Origin of the sequence: Mangrovimicrobium sediminis (assembly GCF_004745945.1) — a bacterium.
Lineage (GTDB): Bacteria > Pseudomonadota > Gammaproteobacteria > Pseudomonadales > Halieaceae > Mangrovimicrobium > Mangrovimicrobium sediminis.
Genome location: NZ_SRLE01000001.1, coordinates 264717 through 282430 on the forward strand (window position 1 = coordinate 264717; position 17714 = coordinate 282430).

17 protein-coding genes and 3 tRNA genes are annotated in these 17714 nt (G+C 64.6%); 7 read left to right on the plus strand and 13 right to left on the minus strand.

The window, feature by feature from the left end:
- Window positions 1–16: 16 nt before the first annotated feature.
- From E4634_RS01145 to E4634_RS01170, 6 genes are all read right to left on the minus strand, one after another.
- On the minus strand, window positions 17–469 hold the full coding sequence (locus tag E4634_RS01145; protein WP_206046750.1) for a phage tail protein: 453 nt from the start codon (window positions 467–469) through the stop codon (window positions 17–19).
- 39 nt (window positions 470–508) lie between these two features.
- Window positions 509–3970, minus strand: a complete 3462-nt coding sequence (locus tag E4634_RS01150; protein WP_135440761.1) for a phage tail sheath C-terminal domain-containing protein — start codon at window positions 3968–3970, stop codon at window positions 509–511.
- A 24-nt stretch (window positions 3971–3994) separates the two neighbouring features.
- Complete coding sequence (locus tag E4634_RS01155; RefSeq protein WP_135440762.1) at window positions 3995–5185, minus strand: hypothetical protein; 1191 nt, start codon at window positions 5183–5185, stop codon at window positions 3995–3997.
- Window positions 5185–5814: a Pvc16 family protein gene (locus E4634_RS01160; RefSeq protein ID WP_167854707.1), complete on the minus strand. Its 630-nt coding sequence runs from the start codon at window positions 5812–5814 to the stop codon at window positions 5185–5187. The genes E4634_RS01155 and E4634_RS01160 overlap by 1 nt, the downstream gene beginning before the upstream one ends.
- Window positions 5811–6200 (minus strand): hypothetical protein, encoded by a 390-nt coding sequence (locus tag E4634_RS01165; protein ID WP_135440764.1) that lies wholly within the window; start codon window positions 6198–6200, stop codon window positions 5811–5813. Before E4634_RS01165 ends, E4634_RS01160 begins: the two co-directional genes overlap by 4 nt.
- A gap of 106 nt (window positions 6201–6306) precedes the next feature.
- Window positions 6307–7032 (minus strand): LuxR C-terminal-related transcriptional regulator, encoded by a 726-nt coding sequence (locus E4634_RS01170; RefSeq protein WP_167854708.1) that lies wholly within the window; start codon window positions 7030–7032, stop codon window positions 6307–6309.
- On the opposite strand from E4634_RS01170, the gene E4634_RS21410 reads away from it, so the two are divergent.
- Entirely contained in the window at window positions 7031–7207 is a 177-nt protein-coding gene (locus tag E4634_RS21410) for a hypothetical protein (protein ID WP_167854709.1), read from the plus strand. The two genes, E4634_RS01170 and E4634_RS21410, sit on opposite strands and share 2 nt — an antisense overlap.
- 868 nt (window positions 7208–8075) lie before the next feature.
- Window positions 8076–8594, plus strand: a complete 519-nt coding sequence (locus E4634_RS01175; protein ID WP_135440766.1) for a hypothetical protein — start codon at window positions 8076–8078, stop codon at window positions 8592–8594.
- Window positions 8595–8600: 6 nt separating this feature from the next.
- Here E4634_RS01175 and E4634_RS01180 read toward each other — a convergent pair.
- Together E4634_RS01180 and E4634_RS01185 are read right to left on the minus strand one after the other, a co-directional pair.
- A tRNA-Arg gene (locus E4634_RS01180) sits at window positions 8601–8677 on the minus strand.
- 99 nt (window positions 8678–8776) lie between these two features.
- Window positions 8777–9283 carry a hypothetical protein gene (locus E4634_RS01185; RefSeq protein ID WP_135440767.1) on the minus strand — a complete coding sequence of 169 codons (507 nt, stop codon included), beginning with the start codon at window positions 9281–9283 and terminating at the stop codon, window positions 8777–8779.
- Between the two features lie 96 nt (window positions 9284–9379).
- Here E4634_RS01185 and E4634_RS01190 point away from each other — a divergent pair, with 96 nt between their 5' ends.
- Window positions 9380–10309 carry a LysR family transcriptional regulator gene (locus E4634_RS01190; RefSeq protein ID WP_167854710.1) on the plus strand — a complete coding sequence of 310 codons (930 nt, stop codon included), beginning with the start codon at window positions 9380–9382 and terminating at the stop codon, window positions 10307–10309.
- Between the two features lie 76 nt (window positions 10310–10385).
- On the opposite strand, the gene E4634_RS01195 is transcribed toward E4634_RS01190, so the two are convergent.
- Together E4634_RS01195 and E4634_RS01200 are read right to left on the minus strand one after the other, a co-directional pair.
- Window positions 10386–10461 (minus strand) — tRNA-His (locus E4634_RS01195).
- A gap of 53 nt (window positions 10462–10514) precedes the next feature.
- Window positions 10515–10591: transfer RNA gene (locus E4634_RS01200), tRNA-Pro, on the minus strand.
- Between the two features lie 178 nt (window positions 10592–10769).
- On the opposite strand from E4634_RS01200, the gene folD reads away from it, so the two are divergent.
- The 4 genes from folD (at window position 10770) to E4634_RS01220 (ending at window position 13028) form a co-directional block, all read left to right on the plus strand.
- Window positions 10770–11615, plus strand: a complete 846-nt coding sequence (gene folD / locus E4634_RS01205) for a bifunctional methylenetetrahydrofolate dehydrogenase/methenyltetrahydrofolate cyclohydrolase FolD (RefSeq protein ID WP_135440769.1) — start codon at window positions 10770–10772, stop codon at window positions 11613–11615.
- Between the two features lie 267 nt (window positions 11616–11882).
- On the plus strand, window positions 11883–12491 hold the full coding sequence (locus tag E4634_RS01210) for a BON domain-containing protein (RefSeq protein WP_135440770.1): 609 nt from the start codon (window positions 11883–11885) through the stop codon (window positions 12489–12491).
- Window positions 12492–12591: 100 nt separating this feature from the next.
- A complete protein-coding gene (locus E4634_RS01215) occupies window positions 12592–12756 on the plus strand; it encodes a DUF1328 domain-containing protein (protein WP_135440771.1) in 165 nt (54 codons plus the stop codon).
- Window positions 12757–12794: 38 nt separating this feature from the next.
- Complete coding sequence (locus tag E4634_RS01220; RefSeq protein WP_135440772.1) at window positions 12795–13028, plus strand: hypothetical protein; 234 nt, start codon at window positions 12795–12797, stop codon at window positions 13026–13028.
- 75 nt (window positions 13029–13103) lie between these two features.
- Here the strand turns inward: E4634_RS01220 and E4634_RS01225 are convergent, their stop codons facing one another.
- From E4634_RS01225 to E4634_RS01235, 3 genes are all read right to left on the minus strand, one after another.
- A complete protein-coding gene (locus E4634_RS01225; protein WP_167854711.1) occupies window positions 13104–14456 on the minus strand; it encodes a sigma-54-dependent transcriptional regulator in 1353 nt (450 codons plus the stop codon).
- Between the two features lie 136 nt (window positions 14457–14592).
- Entirely contained in the window at window positions 14593–15978 is a 1386-nt protein-coding gene (gene cysS / locus E4634_RS01230; protein ID WP_135440853.1) for a cysteine--tRNA ligase, read from the minus strand.
- 2 nt (window positions 15979–15980) lie between these two features.
- Window positions 15981–17645 carry a glutamine--tRNA ligase/YqeY domain fusion protein gene (locus tag E4634_RS01235; protein WP_135440774.1) on the minus strand — a complete coding sequence of 555 codons (1665 nt, stop codon included), beginning with the start codon at window positions 17643–17645 and terminating at the stop codon, window positions 15981–15983.
- Between the last annotated feature and the right edge of the window lie 69 nt (window positions 17646–17714).

Consider the following 17714-nt stretch of genomic DNA (forward strand, 5'->3'; position numbering starts at 1 on the left):
GCGAACGCTCTCTGCCTCAGCCTGCCAGCTCGAGGGTGAGTTTCTCGTGGACCACTTCCATGTTCTCGATCGCCACCTCGTTACCGGTGGCGTTGAAGCTGGGACCCTCGATCTTGTTGATGAAGGCGCCGAAGGCGTACCAGCGCATCACCGGCGCATGGGCCTCGTCGAGCAGGGTGATGGTGATCGAGCGGCGGTCGTTCTGGCCGTTGGCGATATTGGTGTACCAGCGCCACAGGGTGTCGTCACGGGTATAGCCGCGCTTGAAGGTGAGGTTGGTGTACTTGCGCAGGCCGGGCAGCTTGCGCACGTGGTTTTCCGCGTCGGCACCCTCGCGATACTCCACCGGATCGCCCTCGGCGGTGAGTCCGGCCACCTCGCTGAAACTGGCGACGGCGATGTTGTCGATATCGACAACGAAATTGAACGCGCGATAGGGGTCGAAGCGTTGGTCAGTCTGCATGGGCATGGGTCAGTTCCTCCAGCATTGCTCAGTCGTTAAAGCGGGTCAGTCGGCACTGGCCGTCCACAGCCCGATGCGCACGATGACGAATTCCGCAGGCTTGACCGGGGCGACGCCGATCTCGCAGATGAGCCTGCCGTTGTCGAGATCCGTCTGGGTCATGGTGGTGCGGTCACAGCGCACGAAGAAGGCCTGTTCCACCGTGGCGCCTTCCAGCGCGCCATTGCGCCATACCACGGTGAGGAAGTTGGTGATGGCGCGGCGCACCCGCGCCCACAGCGGTTCCTCGTTGGGTTCGAACACCACCCACTGCAGGCCGCGGTACAGCGAATGCTCCAGGAAAATCATCAGGCGGCGCACGTTGACGTACTTGTAATCGCTGTCGCTGGTGATGCAGCGCGCGCCCCACACCCGCAGGCCACGATTGGACTCGCGGAAATCGCGCACCACGTTGATGTTGCGCGGGAACGGGTTGAGGATGTCCTGTTCGCGCTGGTTCAGGCTGCGGGTCAGGCCGGTGATACCGCGCACCACCTCGTTGGCCGGCGCCTTGTGCACGCCGCGGGTGTTATCGACGCGCGCGTAGATACCCATCATGTGGCCGCTGGGCGGTATCGGCATCTGCCGGATCGAGGCGAGGTTGGCCGGCAGTGGCTCGGGTATCGTCAGCCAGGGGTGGTAGAGCGCCGCATACTTGGTGTCGAACGCCTGCCGCTGGGCCTGCACATCGACCAGCGTGTCGCGGTCCGGCGCACGCGCATCGAGCACGGCGAAACGGTAGCGCTCGTTTTCGCAGTGGTTGATGACCGCCTGCTGCACACCCACCGAGGTCTGGCCCGGCACTGCGACGATAGACACCTCGGGCACATTGCCCAGCGCGTGGATACCGCTGCGCAGGCGCGGCTCGTCACTGTTCACGCCCAGGTACATGGCATCCCCCTGGGCTTCGCCGATGATGCTGTCCAGCCCGTCGACGCCACCGGCCAGGGGCAGGCGGGCGGCGCGCAGCTGGCCGCTGTCGAGTTCGTCGGTCAACACCTCGGGACCGAGGCGGATGCTCTCCTCCACCGCCGTATTGCCCGCGGCGACATCGCGCACGCGGATGTAGCGCGACTCACCCTCGGAGCGACGGTCCCACAGGCGCAAGTCGATGCCGTCGTCGTCCTGGGGGTTGCCCGCAACCCAGGTGGTGCCGATGACCCGGTGAATGTAGCGGCTGTTGCGCGGATCCATGCAAACCAGGAAGCGCTCACTGTCGATCACGGTACTGTTGCGCGAGGGTACGGCGGGGTCGGGGCGCTGCAGCAGGTAGACGCTGAGCAGGAATTCCCGCGAACGCACCAGCAGGTTATCCGGAAGAACGTTGTGGGCCGTGATCACGTCGGCATGGGGGATGGCGGCCAGTTCGACCTCCCCCGCGGCGCGATCCACCGCAACAACTTTGGCCGCCGCGCCGATAAGCTCCTGCGTGCCCGGGTGCAGGAACTCGAGTACGGTGCCGGCCTCGACATTGGTGTAGTTGCTGAGTGAGATCACCGGGTTGAGTCCGTTCGCTGCGGTGAGTTGGGCCTGCACCAGACTGGTTTCCGGGTCCTCCACCGACACCTGCAGGCGGTTGCCCCAGGCGCCGCGGTCGAGTGCGAAGACCTCGATCACCGCTTCGCGTTCGACCAGCGCAGACCCCGCCTCATGACTGAAGTCCAGTGGGTCGGCCGGCTCGAGGGTGAGTTCCTGGATATCGGACAGGCCCGCCGGTGCCGGCGCCACGGGGTTGGCGTCAGCCAGTTCGTGGTAGAAGCTGCCACCGCCCGCAGCGCTGGCGCGCAACACCTCGCCTGCGGCATAGGTGGCGCCATCGTTGACGAAGAACGTGCCCTCCCCGGTCTCTCCGGACAGCACGACCAGTGCGGGCTGGCGGGCGGTGTTTACCACCGGCGTCGCCTGTCGCTGCACCAGCGTGCCCACGGCGAATTCCTGTGCCAATGGCGCGCTGAGTACCAGGTTGCCGCTGTCCGGTGCAGCGCCCCGGGCGCCGCTGATCGAGGCGATGGTCGCATACTCGGCATCCGCACCAGTGCCGATACGCAGCACGTCGCCCGCGGCCAGGCCGAGGCGGTTGTCCAGCGACAGCACCACGCGGCCCGCGTTGGCGACGCCGGTCAGTGCTTTCGCCGCGGGAGTTACCACGGTGCCTGGCGCCGGTGCACCGGACGGTAGTGTGGCCTGCATGACCACCAGCAGGGTGACGTCATCCACGCTCTGGATAAACCCGGTATCGACACCGACCGTCACCGGCATGCCGGCGGCCAGACCCTCGACGCTGTCCACGTAGAACTGCAGGTTGCTCGTTTGCGGCGCAGGCAGGGGCGGCGCCGCGACGGTGAGCACGCTGTGGTCACCCATGGCGACCAGCTCGAAACGAGTGCCGGCGCCGTAGTCGGCATAGGCCGGCAGGTCCAGGTCGAACTGGGACAGCGTGCCGATGCGCCGCACTTCCATGGCCGCGGTTCCGCTGTCTATCACCACCAGGTTGCCCGCGGCGAAAGCGCCGAACAGGCTATCGAGGAACAGGAGGACCTCACCGGCGCTGGCGTCGATGTCCAGGCTCGCTGTAGTCGCCGGGGCGACCAGTTCGATGGCGTTGACCGGATCACCGGGGGCGTAGCCCATGGCCAACGGAGTGGCCAGTGTCAGCCGTACCGAGCCGCCGCCCAGAGCGTCGGCAGCGATCGCCACCACGTATTCAGCGCTACCGAGCGCGCCGATCTCAAACACCGCATTGCCCGGCAGCCCGAGCAGCGTGGTGGCATCGCCGGGTGAACCGACGGCGGTCACGGTTATCGATGTCGCCCCGGCATTGGCCTGCACGGCAAGCTGGAAATCCCCGGTGAGATAGGCTGTGGTGTCCACGGTGCGCACGACTTCATCGACCACTGCCGCCGCGGCATGGGACTGGCCGAGCGGGAAGTTGAGCGCGACATGCCGGTGCACATTGCTCACGCCACCGGCGGCGACCTGCCGGTATTCCGCGCGACTGCCCTCCCCCACCCGCACCCAGTCGCCGGCACTGACCGGCGTGGTGCCCAGGGTGTACAACAGGGGCGCATTGATGGCAGTGCCGCTGTCCTGGGGCGCCGCACGCAGCAAGCGGCGCTCTGCGGACGCCGGGCCGCCGCGGTCGAACAGGTCGCGCATGGCGAGGCTGGCATCCTGCGGCGCGACACGGACCACATAGTCGCGGCGACCCTCGTTCTGGAAAAAGCCCTGCACGGCGTGCGGCAGGTAGGCGTGGGGCCGGCCGCCACCGTCGGTGAATTCGTCCAGCCGCAACTCGCCGCCGAACACGCGGCGATAGTCGCCGACGCTGGTCACCAGCACGGGCACGTTTTCCGGGCCGCGCTCGGTGACGCCGACCATACCTGCGGTACTGGTGCTGACACCCTCGATCGGCTTGGCGCCGGAGTTGACTTCCTCTACATAAACACCAGGTGATAGATACTCAGGCATGGTTCTTCTCCCATCCTCGATTCACTAAGCAAAAATAAAGTCCAGCCGGTTCCCCGCCAGTTCATAGTCCGGGCTGAACACCGTATTCACGTCCGCCGGCGCAAGTCCGTGACTCGCGCGCAGTTGCAGCATGGCCACCCGCGAAACCGGCGGCAGGCGGAAAAAACCCCGGGCGTCCGCGCTGACCTGGTACAGGGATGCGCGGTGGTACTCGGGGCTGCCCGCCCCGCTGATTTCAACCGTGCCATCCGCCAGCCCGGCGAGCGCATCGAGAAACACGGTCTGGTCCCCGGCAATACCATGGCGTGCCAGGTTGTTGCTGGCACCCGGCGCCTGGGCAACCACACGCACCGCCACACCGCCCAGCGCATGTTCACGACGCAACGGGTAGGCTAGCGTGATGGTGGCGGGCTGGGTGTCGGTGGAGGCGCCGTCTACCTGGGTGATCTCGAGGTACTCCACGCGCTCGGGGTCGCCGGGCTCGATCGCCAGCAACTGGCCCGGCGCGAGGTTTACCCGATCCGACAGTCGCAGCCGGGTGGCGCCGGGGGCCGTCGCGGCGAGCAGTGTCTTCTCCTCGCCCGCCTGCATCACCAGGTCGCGCTGGCGCAGCTGGTCGACGCCGGCGCTGCGCGGGCGATACAGGCCCTGCGCCAGCGACAGGATATTCGGCGCCTCGATCACCGTCGGCGGGTCCACATCGGCCGCCGGGAACCGGTGCCAGAGTCCGGTGAGCGTCACCGTCGCCGCGTTCAGGGGCGATGTGCTCGAGCCGTTGTCGAGCACACAGCGCCCGCTGATGACACTCGGTGCGCGGTGCAGGCCGACATCGCCAAGGTTCGCGGGGGCGAAGTGGTGCGGGTAATCCGCCGGGGCGCCCATCCCGGTGTTGAACGGTCCCAGCGTGGCGGTAAAGGTCTGCGCCAGGAAGCGGCGGCACACCACGGTCATGTCCAGCGCCACGCTGCCTGCAGCCAGCCCCGGAAAACGCCGTGCCGGGTTGCCCACTAGCCCCGCCACCGCATCCGCCGTCACCTGGCTGGAGACACCCTCGACCTCGGTGAGCAGGTGCAGGCGGGCGCTGACCGGGTTGCCGGTGAGCTCATCGGTAAACCGCCCGAACATCAGTGCACGCATGCGATCGGCCATGGGCGGCAGGGTGTCCGGGCAATAGCGGTATTCGATACTCCCCACGGTTTCGCTGCGGCAGACCATCAGCTGTTGACCTCGGTAATCACGCCGTACTCGGGTTCCACCGACAACACCGGCCCCAGGTGTTCAGCGGCCTGGTTGGAGGCGATCAGCACCAGGCTGACCTCGTAGGAAATGCACAACTGGTAGGAGCTTTCCATCGCGTCCCAGACCCGGGTGATCTCCTCCAGGTCCATGGGTTCCAGGCGCACCGTCAGGCGGCTGCCGGAACCGGCGAGGTCGCCACCCAGCAGCGCACCGTGCAGGACCGGCGTGTCGTGCAGGCTCTGCAACACCTTGCCGATGATGAACTGCTCCATGCCCGGGTCGTTGCCGCTGACTTCCGGATCGTTGACCACCGGGGTCATCAGGTAGTGCAGGCGCAGCGGCAGTGGGCGGTATTCGTAGGCGTCCGCCGCCACGCGCCGCGGCGGCTGGTTGAGCAGTTCCGGGTCGCGGGCGATGCGGTACAACCAGACCGACAGGCCGGCCTCGTTGCTGTCGGCCATCTCCTGCGGGGTGCGCGCCGAGAGCACCATGCTGCCGCCGGCACCGGAATCGAAAAACGGTCGCAGCAGCGGGTCGGCGACAAAACGGGAGGTGAGCAGGTCGAGCAGCGTTACGGTGGTGGCATTGATGGCGCGGTAGCTCACGGGTCGCTCCCGTCGCTGGAAGCGTCGCTGCACCCGTCGCTGCAACCAGGGTTAGCGCCGCTGACCGCGAGAATCATGTTGAGTACCGCCTCGCGACCGGCGTTACGCAGGAATGCGGTGAGATGGCCGTAGTCGTCCAGCCCGATAATCGGCAGCGCCTGCAGTTCCGGGTGCAGCGGTTTGAGGCCTTTTTCCGTCATGGCGATCTCGCGCATACCCAGGATCAGCACGTCCACCGGCGTTGACGCCACCAGCGCGGGCAGTTCCGCCACGCTGTAAACCCCATCGACAATCTGGATGCGGCCGCTTTCTGCGGCGAGGTTTTGCAGAATCTCCACCAGCAGTTGCTGTGGCATTCCGGCGATGGCGCAGCGAACACTTTGCATGGCCTCATCCTGGATGGCTGAGACTGGAGTATGGAAACTGGCCGGTAAGGTTTAAATGAATCCGCGGGTGGGAATTGGATGCAGGACCAAAAGGCCCGGGCAGTATCTAGTTCCTGTACAGGGCGGGAGTGGGGTACCCGATCGAAAGATCTGGATCTGCCGCGCGCGAGGTGCGCAGGCGTGAGGCGGCCTGGTTGCGGTTATCCACCTCGAGCTTGAGCAGCAGGTTGTGCACGTGGTTCTTCACGGTGGAAACCTCGATATTCAGCTGCCGTGCGATCTGCTTGTTGGACAGGCCATCCTCGAGCAGGGCGGCAATCTGCTGCTCGCGCCGTGTCAGACGGGCGGGCGCAGGGGCGTCATCGGCGGCAGCCTGGATCTGGCGCGGTGTCGTAGCCGGTGGAGGTGCCGGCTCGCGCGGCGCCTGCAGCCCATTGAGAATGCAGGCCGTGATCTTCGGTGGACAGTAAAACTTGCCCTCCCCGGCGCAGACAACGGCCTCGACCAGTTCCTCGACCGATGCCTCGCGCAGGATGTACCCGGTGATACCCAGATGCGCGCACTGCAACAGGTCGTGTTCCTCAAAGGGCACGGCGAGGGCGACGATTCTCGATTCGGGACTGGCCTCGACGATAAGGCGCGCCAGTTCGCATGGCGCCGGCATGGTCATGTCCAGCAACACCACATCCGGTTGTTGATCCCCCACCAGGGACTGCGCGCGCGCCAGGTCCGCCGCCGCCCCGAGCACGTCGATCGCCGCCTGGCGTGCAAAAATATGCTGCAGTCCTTCCGCGTAAATCCGGATATCTGAAAGGATCACGATACTGACCATGGATACCTCACCCTGTGGGGGAATCACACACCTGGCGTCGCAGGCAATCATCGTGCATGGGACTTATACGGAACTCATGGTCGTGGTGGCGAGCGCGCTGCTCTCGCTGGTCCTTGGCATTATTGTGATTTTTCCGGCAGGCATGATCACAGGCCTGCTGGCTCATCCTTCCTGAAACGACCGCGGCCTGAAGAATAGCACAAGGAATTTGGGGCATTGATTACGCAATATTTCAACGAAGCTAGCGAGGACTCGATTCCCGGTCACCGCGGACCTGGCGCCGCGCAACAGGCCTGGCTCAACAATCTGGCTACCAGCACGGGAAGCGGTTGAAAATCAACAGGATCGACAGTACCTGTGAGCCATGCGGAGGGGGAGCTCACGGCTTCCCTGGTCGCCAGGTGGAAGCGATGAAAGGGTCGATGTCGCCTGGAAAATATTTTTAGACGGAATTGTTTTAAACAGACAGCGGCTTGTGCGGGCTACGGGTAACACGTGTCACCCATGAGGTCGGAACGGACAGATTGCAAACGCCTTCCAGCAAGATCGATTTCTTCTAAAAGAGTCAATTTGTTATGTGGCGAGTGCTGACTTTTATCAGAAATGGAGAGGCCTGATTTATCAAAGACGCATAAAAAAAAGAAAAAATAGAAGTACTCGCTATTCTTTAGGCCACCGTTATCACCAAAAATCGCCCTGACGACCTCGATTTTCCGGGTTGCCCTGTGTGACGCATGTTCCGGAAAACTGCATACAGCCACACGTGATCCACTGTCCACAATGCGCAACAGATCAGCTTTTTCTCGATCCGGATTGCCGGAGACAAAATATTTTTTTTTGAAATTTTTTCTGGCGGCCCAATCCGGCCGCCAAGCGTGACTATACTGTTTTTTGTTCCGGCTTGTTACGTCTTGTTCCTGTAAGGCCTGGCGCTGATCTCGGCGTGATCGCCAGTGTTAACGCCCCGGGTGACCATCGAGAACGACAACCTGTCTATAACGACAAACAAATTCCACCAACCAAACCAAGGGAAGGACCCCAGCATGCAATACATCCTAAAACTGGCAGTACTGTTCCTCGCACTCTGCAGCCTGCCATCGCAGGCCGCACTCATCGCCTATGACTGGCGCGGCGTTTCCGACAATGCGGTTTCCTGGGGTACGCTGGTGTTCGACTCGGATGATCTGAGCGCCGGCGTCAACCTGGTGGACAACCTGGTGAGTTGGGAGTTACACCTGATGACCACTGGCTCCCCGATGCAGGCGGACTGGAGCGATGCCACCGACGACCTGTTCGCCCTGAGCACCTTCCGTCTCGACGACGACCTGGAGGTCAAACGTGCGTTCCTGTGCACCAACCGCTGCCAGGACGTCCCGATCCTGGCGGTCGGCAAACACATCTGGCAGGGGGGATTCCTGTTCGTGGGCCCGCTGGGCGGCATCGGATCCTGGTCGTCCCCCCGCGTGGTACCGATCCCGGCGGCGGGCTGGCTGTTCGGTTCCGCGCTGTTTGCGCTACTGGCGAGAAGGCGGCTGAGCGGCGTGAGGTCGCGGCCGGCCTGAGTGAGTTGGCGGGGGTAGAAGGATTCGAACCCTCGACCCACGGCTTAGAAGGCCGTTGCTCTATCCAACTGAGCTATACCCCCGGGTGACGCGAGCGCGTGAAGGGGCGCAAGTATACCCGCAAGGCCCGGGGCGTTCCATGCTGCGGGTGCGCAACGGCGCGCAAGCGCCGGTAATCCCTGCTAGCGGACAACCAGCGCGTTGGCGACATCGGGAACACTGCCATCCGGCACAGCCTGCGCATCGAGCATCTGCAGGTTGCGGTGTGGAGTGGACACCACGCCGGACAACACCGCCGCCTGTTCAAACGCCGCCCGCGCCGCGGGTACATCGCCCATACGGTACTCGGCCACACCGAGGTTGTTGAAAGCGCGCCAGCGTGCACGGCCCGAGGCCATTTCGATGGAGCGCACGCAGTGGTGCTGCGCGTGCTGGGCATAGCCGTGCTCGAGCCAGGCGCGGCAGGCAATGTCGTGCCGCGCCACGCGTTCCGCGTGACTGTCGATACCCGTCGCGTTGGCGGCAAGGATGTCCAGCGCTGCCTTCGGCTCACCCAGGCGCAGGTGGCGCTGGGCTTCGCGCAGGTAGTCGTCCGCCGTGTCGGTGGTGGTCTGCGCCGCCGCCGGTAAGGCCGCGGTGACGGCCAGCAGGGCGAGCAGCAAGAATAAGTGTCGAATCGAACCCGCCATGTGAGGACCTCCAGGTCACCGCTTGAGGTGGCAGGATCAGAATAGCTATGCTAAAAATGCATAACAATAAAGCAAATGAACAGTAGCAATTCACTTATGAATAGCAAGCTTATGAACGCCGAGTGGAGCGACATCCGCGTGTTCCTCGCCATCGTCGACAGCGGCAACCTGGTGTCCGCCGCGGAACAACTCGATATCTCCCAGCCCACCGCCGGGCGGCGACTGGCCGCACTGGAGTCCGCCCTCGGGGTTTCGCTGTTCGTGCGCACCGGCCGGCGCATGGTCCCCACCGACGCCGGCACCGGCATCCTGGAGAGCGCGCGCATCATGCAGCGGGAGATGGTGGCGATCCAGCGCCTGGCCGACGGCCAGGCGCAGGGCCTGAGCGGTACGGTAACCATCTCCGCCTCCGAGGGCACCGGCTCGAAATGGCTGATCCCGGTACTGGGCGACCTGCGCAGGAAATACCCGGACATCACCGTAGACCTGAGGATCGAGAGCCGCTCGGTCGACCTGGTGCAGCGCGAGGCGGACATCGCCTTGCGCATGGCCCGCCCTACACAGCTCGACCTCATCTGCCGCAAGCTCAGCGATATCGGTTTCGGCCTGTACGCCTCAACAGATCACCTGGCCACTTTCGGCGCGGTCGAGGAACTTGGCGACCTGAACGGGGCGGACTGGGTACGCGGCCGCTTCCTGCCCGGGGAGCGAAGCTACCTGGAAGAATTCCTGACCGGGAACGAGTTGGACTACCGCATCACCCTGACCACCAACAGTCCCGCGGCACAAATGGAGAGCGTGCGCCACGGGCTGGGCTTCGGCCTGATCTCCCACCGCTGGGCTTCGCTCTATCCAGACGTGGTCCGGGTATTACCCGACCTCTCCGTGATGAGTATGGAACTGTGGCTGGTCACCCACGAGGACCTCCGCCACAGCGCGCGCATCAAGGCGGTGGCGGACGTGATCGCCGAGCACGCGGCGCACTCCAGCGACAGCCTGGCCTGGGGCTGCGGGACGCTGGCCTGAACCAATCAACACTGGGAACACAGCGACGCCCACACGACCGGGCGGTCGCGAAGATAAGGGAAGTCGATGTGGGAATTGGGGTGGCCGAAGGGTCTCGAACCCTCCACCTCCGGAGCCACAATCCGGTGCTCTACCCGATGAGCTACGGCCACCATAGAGAAACCTGAAGAGGAATCGACACACTCGCCCACTGTGGCTGGGGAGTTGGTCGGGGTAGAGGGATTCGAACCCCCGACATCCTGCTCCCAAAGCAGGCGCGCTACCAGACTGCGCTATACCCCGCCGATTCACTCGGGAGACGTTGTCGACCCCGTTTTTCAGGATGGCGCATCATACTCATCCGCAGGGGGAGCGTCAACGCCGAAAGCGGCCGGATTGGCCGCCGCGCACTTCCCCAATCCACCCCACGCGTGTGACAATACGCGCCCTTTTTTGGCGGCCAACCGGAGGATTCTGACCCATGGCAGCACTGGTACTGGACGGCAAGTCCCTGGCGGCACAGACCGAGGCGGAATTGCTGGCGCGAGTGGAAGCGCTCAAGGCAAAATCCGGCGGCAAGACGCCGATCCTGGCCACCATCCTGGTGGGGGACGACCCCGCCTCCGCCACCTACGTAAAGATGAAAGGCAACGCCTGCCGCCGCGTGGGCATGGAATCCCTGGCGGTGGAACTGCCCTCCTCCACCACCACCGACGAGTTGCTGGCGAAGATCAACGAGTTGAACAACAACCCAGACGTGCACGGCATCCTGCTGCAACACCCGGTGCCCGCGCAAATCGACGAACGCGCCTGTTTCGACGCCATTGCCCTGTCCAAGGATGTCGACGGTGTCACCTGCCTCGGCTTCGGCCGCATGGCCATGGGTGAAGACGCCTATGGCTGCGCCACGCCGCAGGGCATCATGCGCATCCTCGAGCACTACGGCGTGGAGATCGAGGGCAAGCACGCGGTGGTGGTTGGCCGCAGCCCGATCCTCGGCAAGCCCATGGCCATGATGCTGCTGCAGAAGAATGCCACGGTCACCATCTGCCACTCGCGCACCCGCGACCTGCCGGCACTGGTCGCCCAGGCGGACATCCTGGTCGGTGCCGTGGGCAAGCCGGAATTCATCCGTGCCGAGTGGGTAAAGGAAGGCGCCGTGGTAGTCGATGCGGGCTACCACCCGGGCGGTGTCGGCGATATCGAACTCGCCGCGCTGGTCGACAAGGCCTCTGCCTACACCCCGGTTCCCGGCGGCGTCGGCCCGATGACCATCAACACGCTGATCATGCAGAGCGTCGAGTCTGGCGAGAAATCGCTGGGCTGACCGTGTAAAAATTCGCGCCGGAAACGCCGCGGATTTTGCAAACTTTACAAACCTCCCCTACCCCGAATTGCAAAATACGCCGCCTTCGAGCGGCGTTTTTGCTCGCCTCGAAAATTCCGACACTGCTCGCAAACCCTTACAGGCAAAGGCTTTGCGGCCCGCTTTGCAGTTTTTTACACGAATCTGGCACGCCCCCTGCAATACCTCGGTTGTACAACGCGGTCCCGGCCAGCGCCGGGCGACAGCAACCATAGAGAGGTATCCACTATGAAAAGCACTAATTTTCTGAAAGCGACCACCTGTTCCATCATTCTCGCGGGCAGCCTGGCGTCCGTCCCGGCCCTGGCCGGCAGCAACCACGACAAGGCGCAGACCGAGACCCAGGGCGAGGAACTGAAGGCCGATGCCCACAACGCCTGGATGGAGGGCAAGCTGGAAACCACCTTCATGCTCAACCGTCACCTGAACAACTTCACCATCGACCCGGAAGTCGAAGGCGGTAACGTCATCCTGCTGGGTTCCGTGGAAAACGAGGTTGACCGCGACCTGGCTGAAGAGATCGCCTACAGCGTGGATGGCGTCGAAGATGTCGACAACCGCCTGGAAGTCATTCCCGCTGAAGACGACGCAGACGCCAGTGAAGAACCCGGCTTTGCGGACCGCGTGGAAGACGCGACCCTCACCGCCGAGGTCAAGCTGAAGCTGCTGGCCAACAGCAATACCGACGGCCTGGACATCAACGTGGATACAGAAGATGGCGTGGTCACCCTGAACGGTGACGTGGAAAGTGACAGCCGCCGTGACCTTGCCGCGCAGATCGCCGCCAACGTGGAAGGCGTTAAGGACGTGGTCAACAAGCTGCAAGTGCAGAGCTGAACCTCACGCTTCAACTGGCCGGTCGTCGATCGGCCAGCCGACTAATCACTAGCGGAATCGGCGTCCGCCAACCCGGCGGGCGCCAGATCAAGGAGGCAACATGATTTACTGGGCACTGATCTTTCTTATCGTCGCACTGGTGGCCGGCGTGCTGGGGCTCACCGGGGTAGCATCCATTGCAAGCAACATCGCCTGGGTGCTGTTCGTGGTCGGCCTCATCATGTCGATCATCTTCTTCGTCATGGGCCGGCGGCCGCGCGTGTAGGCGCGCCCTGCCCCTGACTGAACAGTCGAACAGCTCGCGTGAGCGCAAGCACCATCACGGTCAGGCTCGATCACGCCATGCTGATGCTCGGGCTGCAGGGACAGCAACTGGGCCTGGTGAAACAGGCCAGGCTGGACGCCGAATCCGGTGAGTTGCTCGGGCTGGTACTGGAAACGCGCTGGCAGCACGTAGAACTTCCCTGGCGCGATGTCGAGTTTGATGGAAACGACGCGGTATTCAGGTTGAGCCGGCCCTGCGGGGGCGATCACTGAACACCGCCAACGCGGCCCAACGGGTCGCGTTTTTCATGCGTGCATCAATAGTACAGAAACTACTGGAGTGGCAGCCTACTCTTCACTCTCGTAGCGATTCAGGCGGTTGTAGAGGGTTTTCAGGCTGATGCCCAAAGCCTCTGCCGCGGCGCTTTTGTCGCCGTCGAACTTGTCCAGGGTGGCCAGAATTATTTCGCGCTCGGAATCGGCGAGACTGGTGCCCACCGGGATCTCCACCACGTCCCCCACCACCGTTGCGCCCTCCCCCTCCGGCAATTCCACGTCGAACGCCGCAGCGCCAATCGCATACTCGGAGAGGATGTATGCGCGTTCCACCGCGTGCTTGAGCTGGCGCACGTTGCCCGGCCAGGGCGAGCCGGCGATACGCGCCAGCGCCTCCTCCTCGAAGTACAGTTCGGTGCCGTGGTGCGCGTTCAACTCGTTGAGGAAATACTGCGCGAGGCCGGCGATGTCGTCACCGCGGCGGCGCAGCGCGGGCAGGGAAAGCGGAAACTGCGCCAGGCGGTAGTACAGGTCCTCGCGAAACACGCCATCGTCCACCGCCTGTTGCGGCGGCCGGTTGGTGGTGGAGACCAGGCGCACATCCACCGCGATCTCGCGCTCGGAACCCACCGGCCGGACACTGCGCGTCTCCAGCACACGCAGCAACTTGGCCTGCAATTCCAGGTCCATCTCGGTAACCTCGTCGAGCAACAGGGTGCCGCCGTGGGCGCGTTCGAAGAAGCCGCGGTGCTGGCGCGCGGCGCCGCTAAAACTGCCCTTCTCATGGCCGAACAACTCGCTCTCCAGCAGGGTCGGGGCGATCGCCGCACAATTGAAGGCGATAAAAGGCCCCTCCGAGCGCGGGGACAGCGCGTGCACTGTGCGCGCCACCAGTTCCTTGCCGGTCCCGCTCTCACCGTAGACCAGCACACTGGTATCGGTGGGCGCCAGCTTGCGCAACTGCCGGTAGAGCTTGCGCATGCTGCGCGAACTGCCGCGCAGGTAACCGAACTGGTCGACGCCGGGGACGCTCGCGCCATCCGGCGGGCGCTGGGCATCGGCGGCAAACTCCGCGGCGATGTCCCGCAGCATGCCGCCGAGGGAGTGCTCGTCGAAGGGTTTGCAGAAGAAGTAGGAGGCACCCAGGCGAATCGCGCGGTCTGCGCGCAGCGGGTCGTCCGCGTCGCCCATGACGATGACCTCGGCGCCGTCGAGATCCGCGTTCTCGAGCAGTTGCAAGCCGTCCTCGCCACCGGGCAAGTCCAGGGCGAGAAAGACCAGATCGAGGCCACCGCCCTGCACCAGTTCCAGCGCGGCCGCGAGATTGTCTGCCGGGTGAACGCGATAACCAGTCTGCTCCGCGAGCGAACTCAAGGCGGCCGTGTGCACACGGTCGCCATCCAGAACCAGGCAGCGGGAATTCAAGTCAGTAGCGCTCCTCAAACGCCAGCGCGGCGCCGGGCCACCCGAGGTTCGGGTGACGGCGCTGCACTGGCCGGTATAAAAGACAACGGGGCTGGTCGCGGAGTGCGCGGCCCGGCCCGCAGGTGAGCGGACCGGGTCAACCGGAGGCGCGCTTCCAGCGGGTGCCTTCGCGCGAATCCTCCAGTACCACACCTTCGGACAACAGGGTCGCACGAATTTCGTCGGCGCGCGCAAAATTTTTCGCGGCCTTCGCCGCCTGGCGCTCGGCGATCAATGCCTCGATCTCCTCGGCGCCGATGGCGTCGTCCGCCCCGGAACCCTGCAGCCAGGCTTCAGGGTCCTGCGCCAGGATGCCGAGCAGGTTGCCGGCGGCGAGGATGCGCGCCTTCAGCGCAGGCTTTTCCGCCGCGTCTGCCTTGTGCAGTTCGCGCGCCAGCGCATGCAGCTCGGCGATGGCGACCGGGGTGTTGAGGTCGTCGTTGAGCGCGGCATAGAACGCTTCATCCGCCAGCGGCACGTCCACATCGAGTTCGATGTCCTGTACGCCGCGCAGGGTGTTGTACAGGCTGTCCAGGGTGGTTTGCGCCTGCTCCAGCAGCTCCATGGAGAAGTTCAGGGGCGAGCGGTAGTGCGCCGAGAGCAGCGCGAAGCGCAGCACCTCGCCGCGATAGCTCTGCAGCAGGTCGCGCACGGTGTGGAAGTTGCCGAGGGACTTGGACATCTTCTCGCCGTCGATGTCGAGGTAGGCGTTGTGCATCCAGTAGCGCACGAACTCGTCGTCGCCGTGGGCGCAGCGGCTCTGGGCGATCTCGTTCTCGTGGTGCGGGAAGATCAGGTCGCGGCCGCCGCCGTGGATGTCGATGGTGGTGCCCAGGTGGGCGCGGATCATCGCCGAGCACTCCAGGTGCCAGCCCGGCCGGCCGCGACCCCAGGGGCTGTCCCAGCCCGGATCTTCGTCCGCCGCGGGTTTCCACAGCACGAAATCACCCGGGTGACGCTTGTAGTCGGCGACCTCGACCCGCGCACCGGCGAGCATGTCGTCCAGGGAGCGGTGCGAGAGCTTGCCGTAATCCGGCATGGATTCCACCGAGAACAGCACATGGCCCTGGGATTCGTAGGCGTGGCCGTTGTCCACCAGGGCGCGGGTGAGCTCGATCATGGCGTCGATGTTGTGCGTCGCGTGCGGCTCCAGGGTCGGCGCCAGCACGTTCAGCGCGCCCATGTCCTCGCGGTACTTGCTGGTGAACTCGTCGGTCACCGACTCGATGGAGCGCTCGCCCTCGCGGGCGGCGGCGATGATCTTGTCGTCCACGTCGGTGATGTTGCGCGCGTAGACCACCTCGTCGTACTCGGTCTGCAGCAGACGGAACAGGGTGTCGAAGACCACCGCCGGCCGCGCGTTGCCGATGTGCGCGAGGTTGTACACGGTGGGCCCGCACACGTACATGGTCACCCGGTTAGGTTGCAGCGGCTCGAAGGGGACCTTGCCCCCGCTCATGGTGTTGTAGATGGTCAGGCCCATGCTCACGCCCCCTCGTTCCAGGTATCGCGCAGGCCGATGGTGCGGTTGAACACCGGCTGGTCCGCGCTGTGCTCGAAGCGGTCCGCGACAAAATAGCCCTCGCGCTCGAACTGGAAGGACTGCTCGGGCAGCGCGCCGGCCAGGGCCGGTTCGATCCAGGCCTGCTCGACCACGCGCAGGGACTCGGGGTTGAGATGGCGCAGGAAGTCGGCGTCGCCGCGGTCCGGCGCCTCGTGGTTGAACAGGCGGTCGTAGAGGCGCACCTCGGCACGCCGGCCGTGGCTGGCGGAGACCCACTGGATCACGCCCTTGGGCTTGACGCCGTCCGCGGGGTCCGCGCCGATAGTATCCGGGATGGTGTGCGCGTGGACCTCGACGATCTCGCCGGCGGCGTCGCGCACCACCGAGTCCGCCTCGATCACGTAGGCGTTGCGCAGGCGCACGCGCTTGCCCAGCACCAGGCGCTTGTACTTCTTGTTGGCCTCCTCGCGGAAGTCGTCGGCATCTATATACAGTTCACGGGTAAACGGCAGCTCGCGCGAGCCCAGTTCCTCGCGGCTCGGGTGGTTGGGCGCGACCAGGGTTTCCACCTGCGCCTCGGGGTAGTCGGTGAGCACCACCTTGAGCGGGTTGAGCACCGCCATCGCCCGCGGGGCGTTGGCGTTGAGGTCCTCGCGAATCGCGAACTCCAGCATGGCCACGTCCACCACGCCGTCCGAGCGGGTGACGCCGATCATCTCGCAGAACTTGCGGATGGAGCCGGGGGTAAAACCGCGCCGGCGCATGCCGGCGATGGTCGGCATGCGCGGGTCGTCCCAGCCGTGCACCACACCGTCGTCCACCAGCTGCTTGAGCTTGCGCTTGCTGGTGACGGTGTAGTTGAGGTTCAGGCGGCCAAACTCGTACTGCCGCGGGCGGCTGGTCACTGGCAGGTTGTCGACGAACCAGTCGTACAGCGGGCGGTGATCCTCGAACTCCAGGGTGCAGATGGAGTGGGTGATGCCCTCGATGGCGTCGCCCTGGCCGTGGGCGTAGTCGTAGGTGGGGTAGATCACCCAGTCGGTGCCGGTCTGGTGGTGGGCCACCTTGCGGATACGGTACATGATCGGGTCGCGCAGGTTCATGTTCGGCGAGGCCATGTCGATCTTCGCGCGCAGCACCTTCTCGCCCTCGGCGAACTCGCCGGCCTTCATGCGCGCCAGCAGGTCCAGGTTTTCCTCGACGCTGCGCTCGCGGTGGGGGCTGTTGCGGCCGGGCTCGGTGAGCGTGCCGCGGTACTCGCGCGCTTGCTCGGCGTTGAGGTCACACACGTAGGCCTTGCCCTGCTCGACGAGATAGACCGCCCAGTCGTAGAGCTGCTGGAAATAGGAGGAGGCATAGCGCACCTCGCCCTCCCACTGGAAGCCCAGCCAGCGCACGTCCGCCTGGATGGACTCGATGAACTCCTGGCTCTCCTTCTCCGGGTTGGTGTCGTCGAAGCGCAGGTTGCAGCACCCGCCGTTGGCCTCGGCGAGGCCGAAATTCACGTGAATCGACTTGGCGTGGCCGACGTGCAGGTAGCCGTTCGGCTCGGGCGGGAAGCGGGTGTGCACTTCGCTGACACGGCCGTTGGCGAGGTCGTCGCTGATGATCGACTGGAGAAAGTTCTTAACCGGCGTTGGTTCCATCGTTCCTGGGGGCTTTTAGGCAAAAAAGGCGCGTATTATAGCCGCTTGCGCGCGACGCTTTAAGCGAAT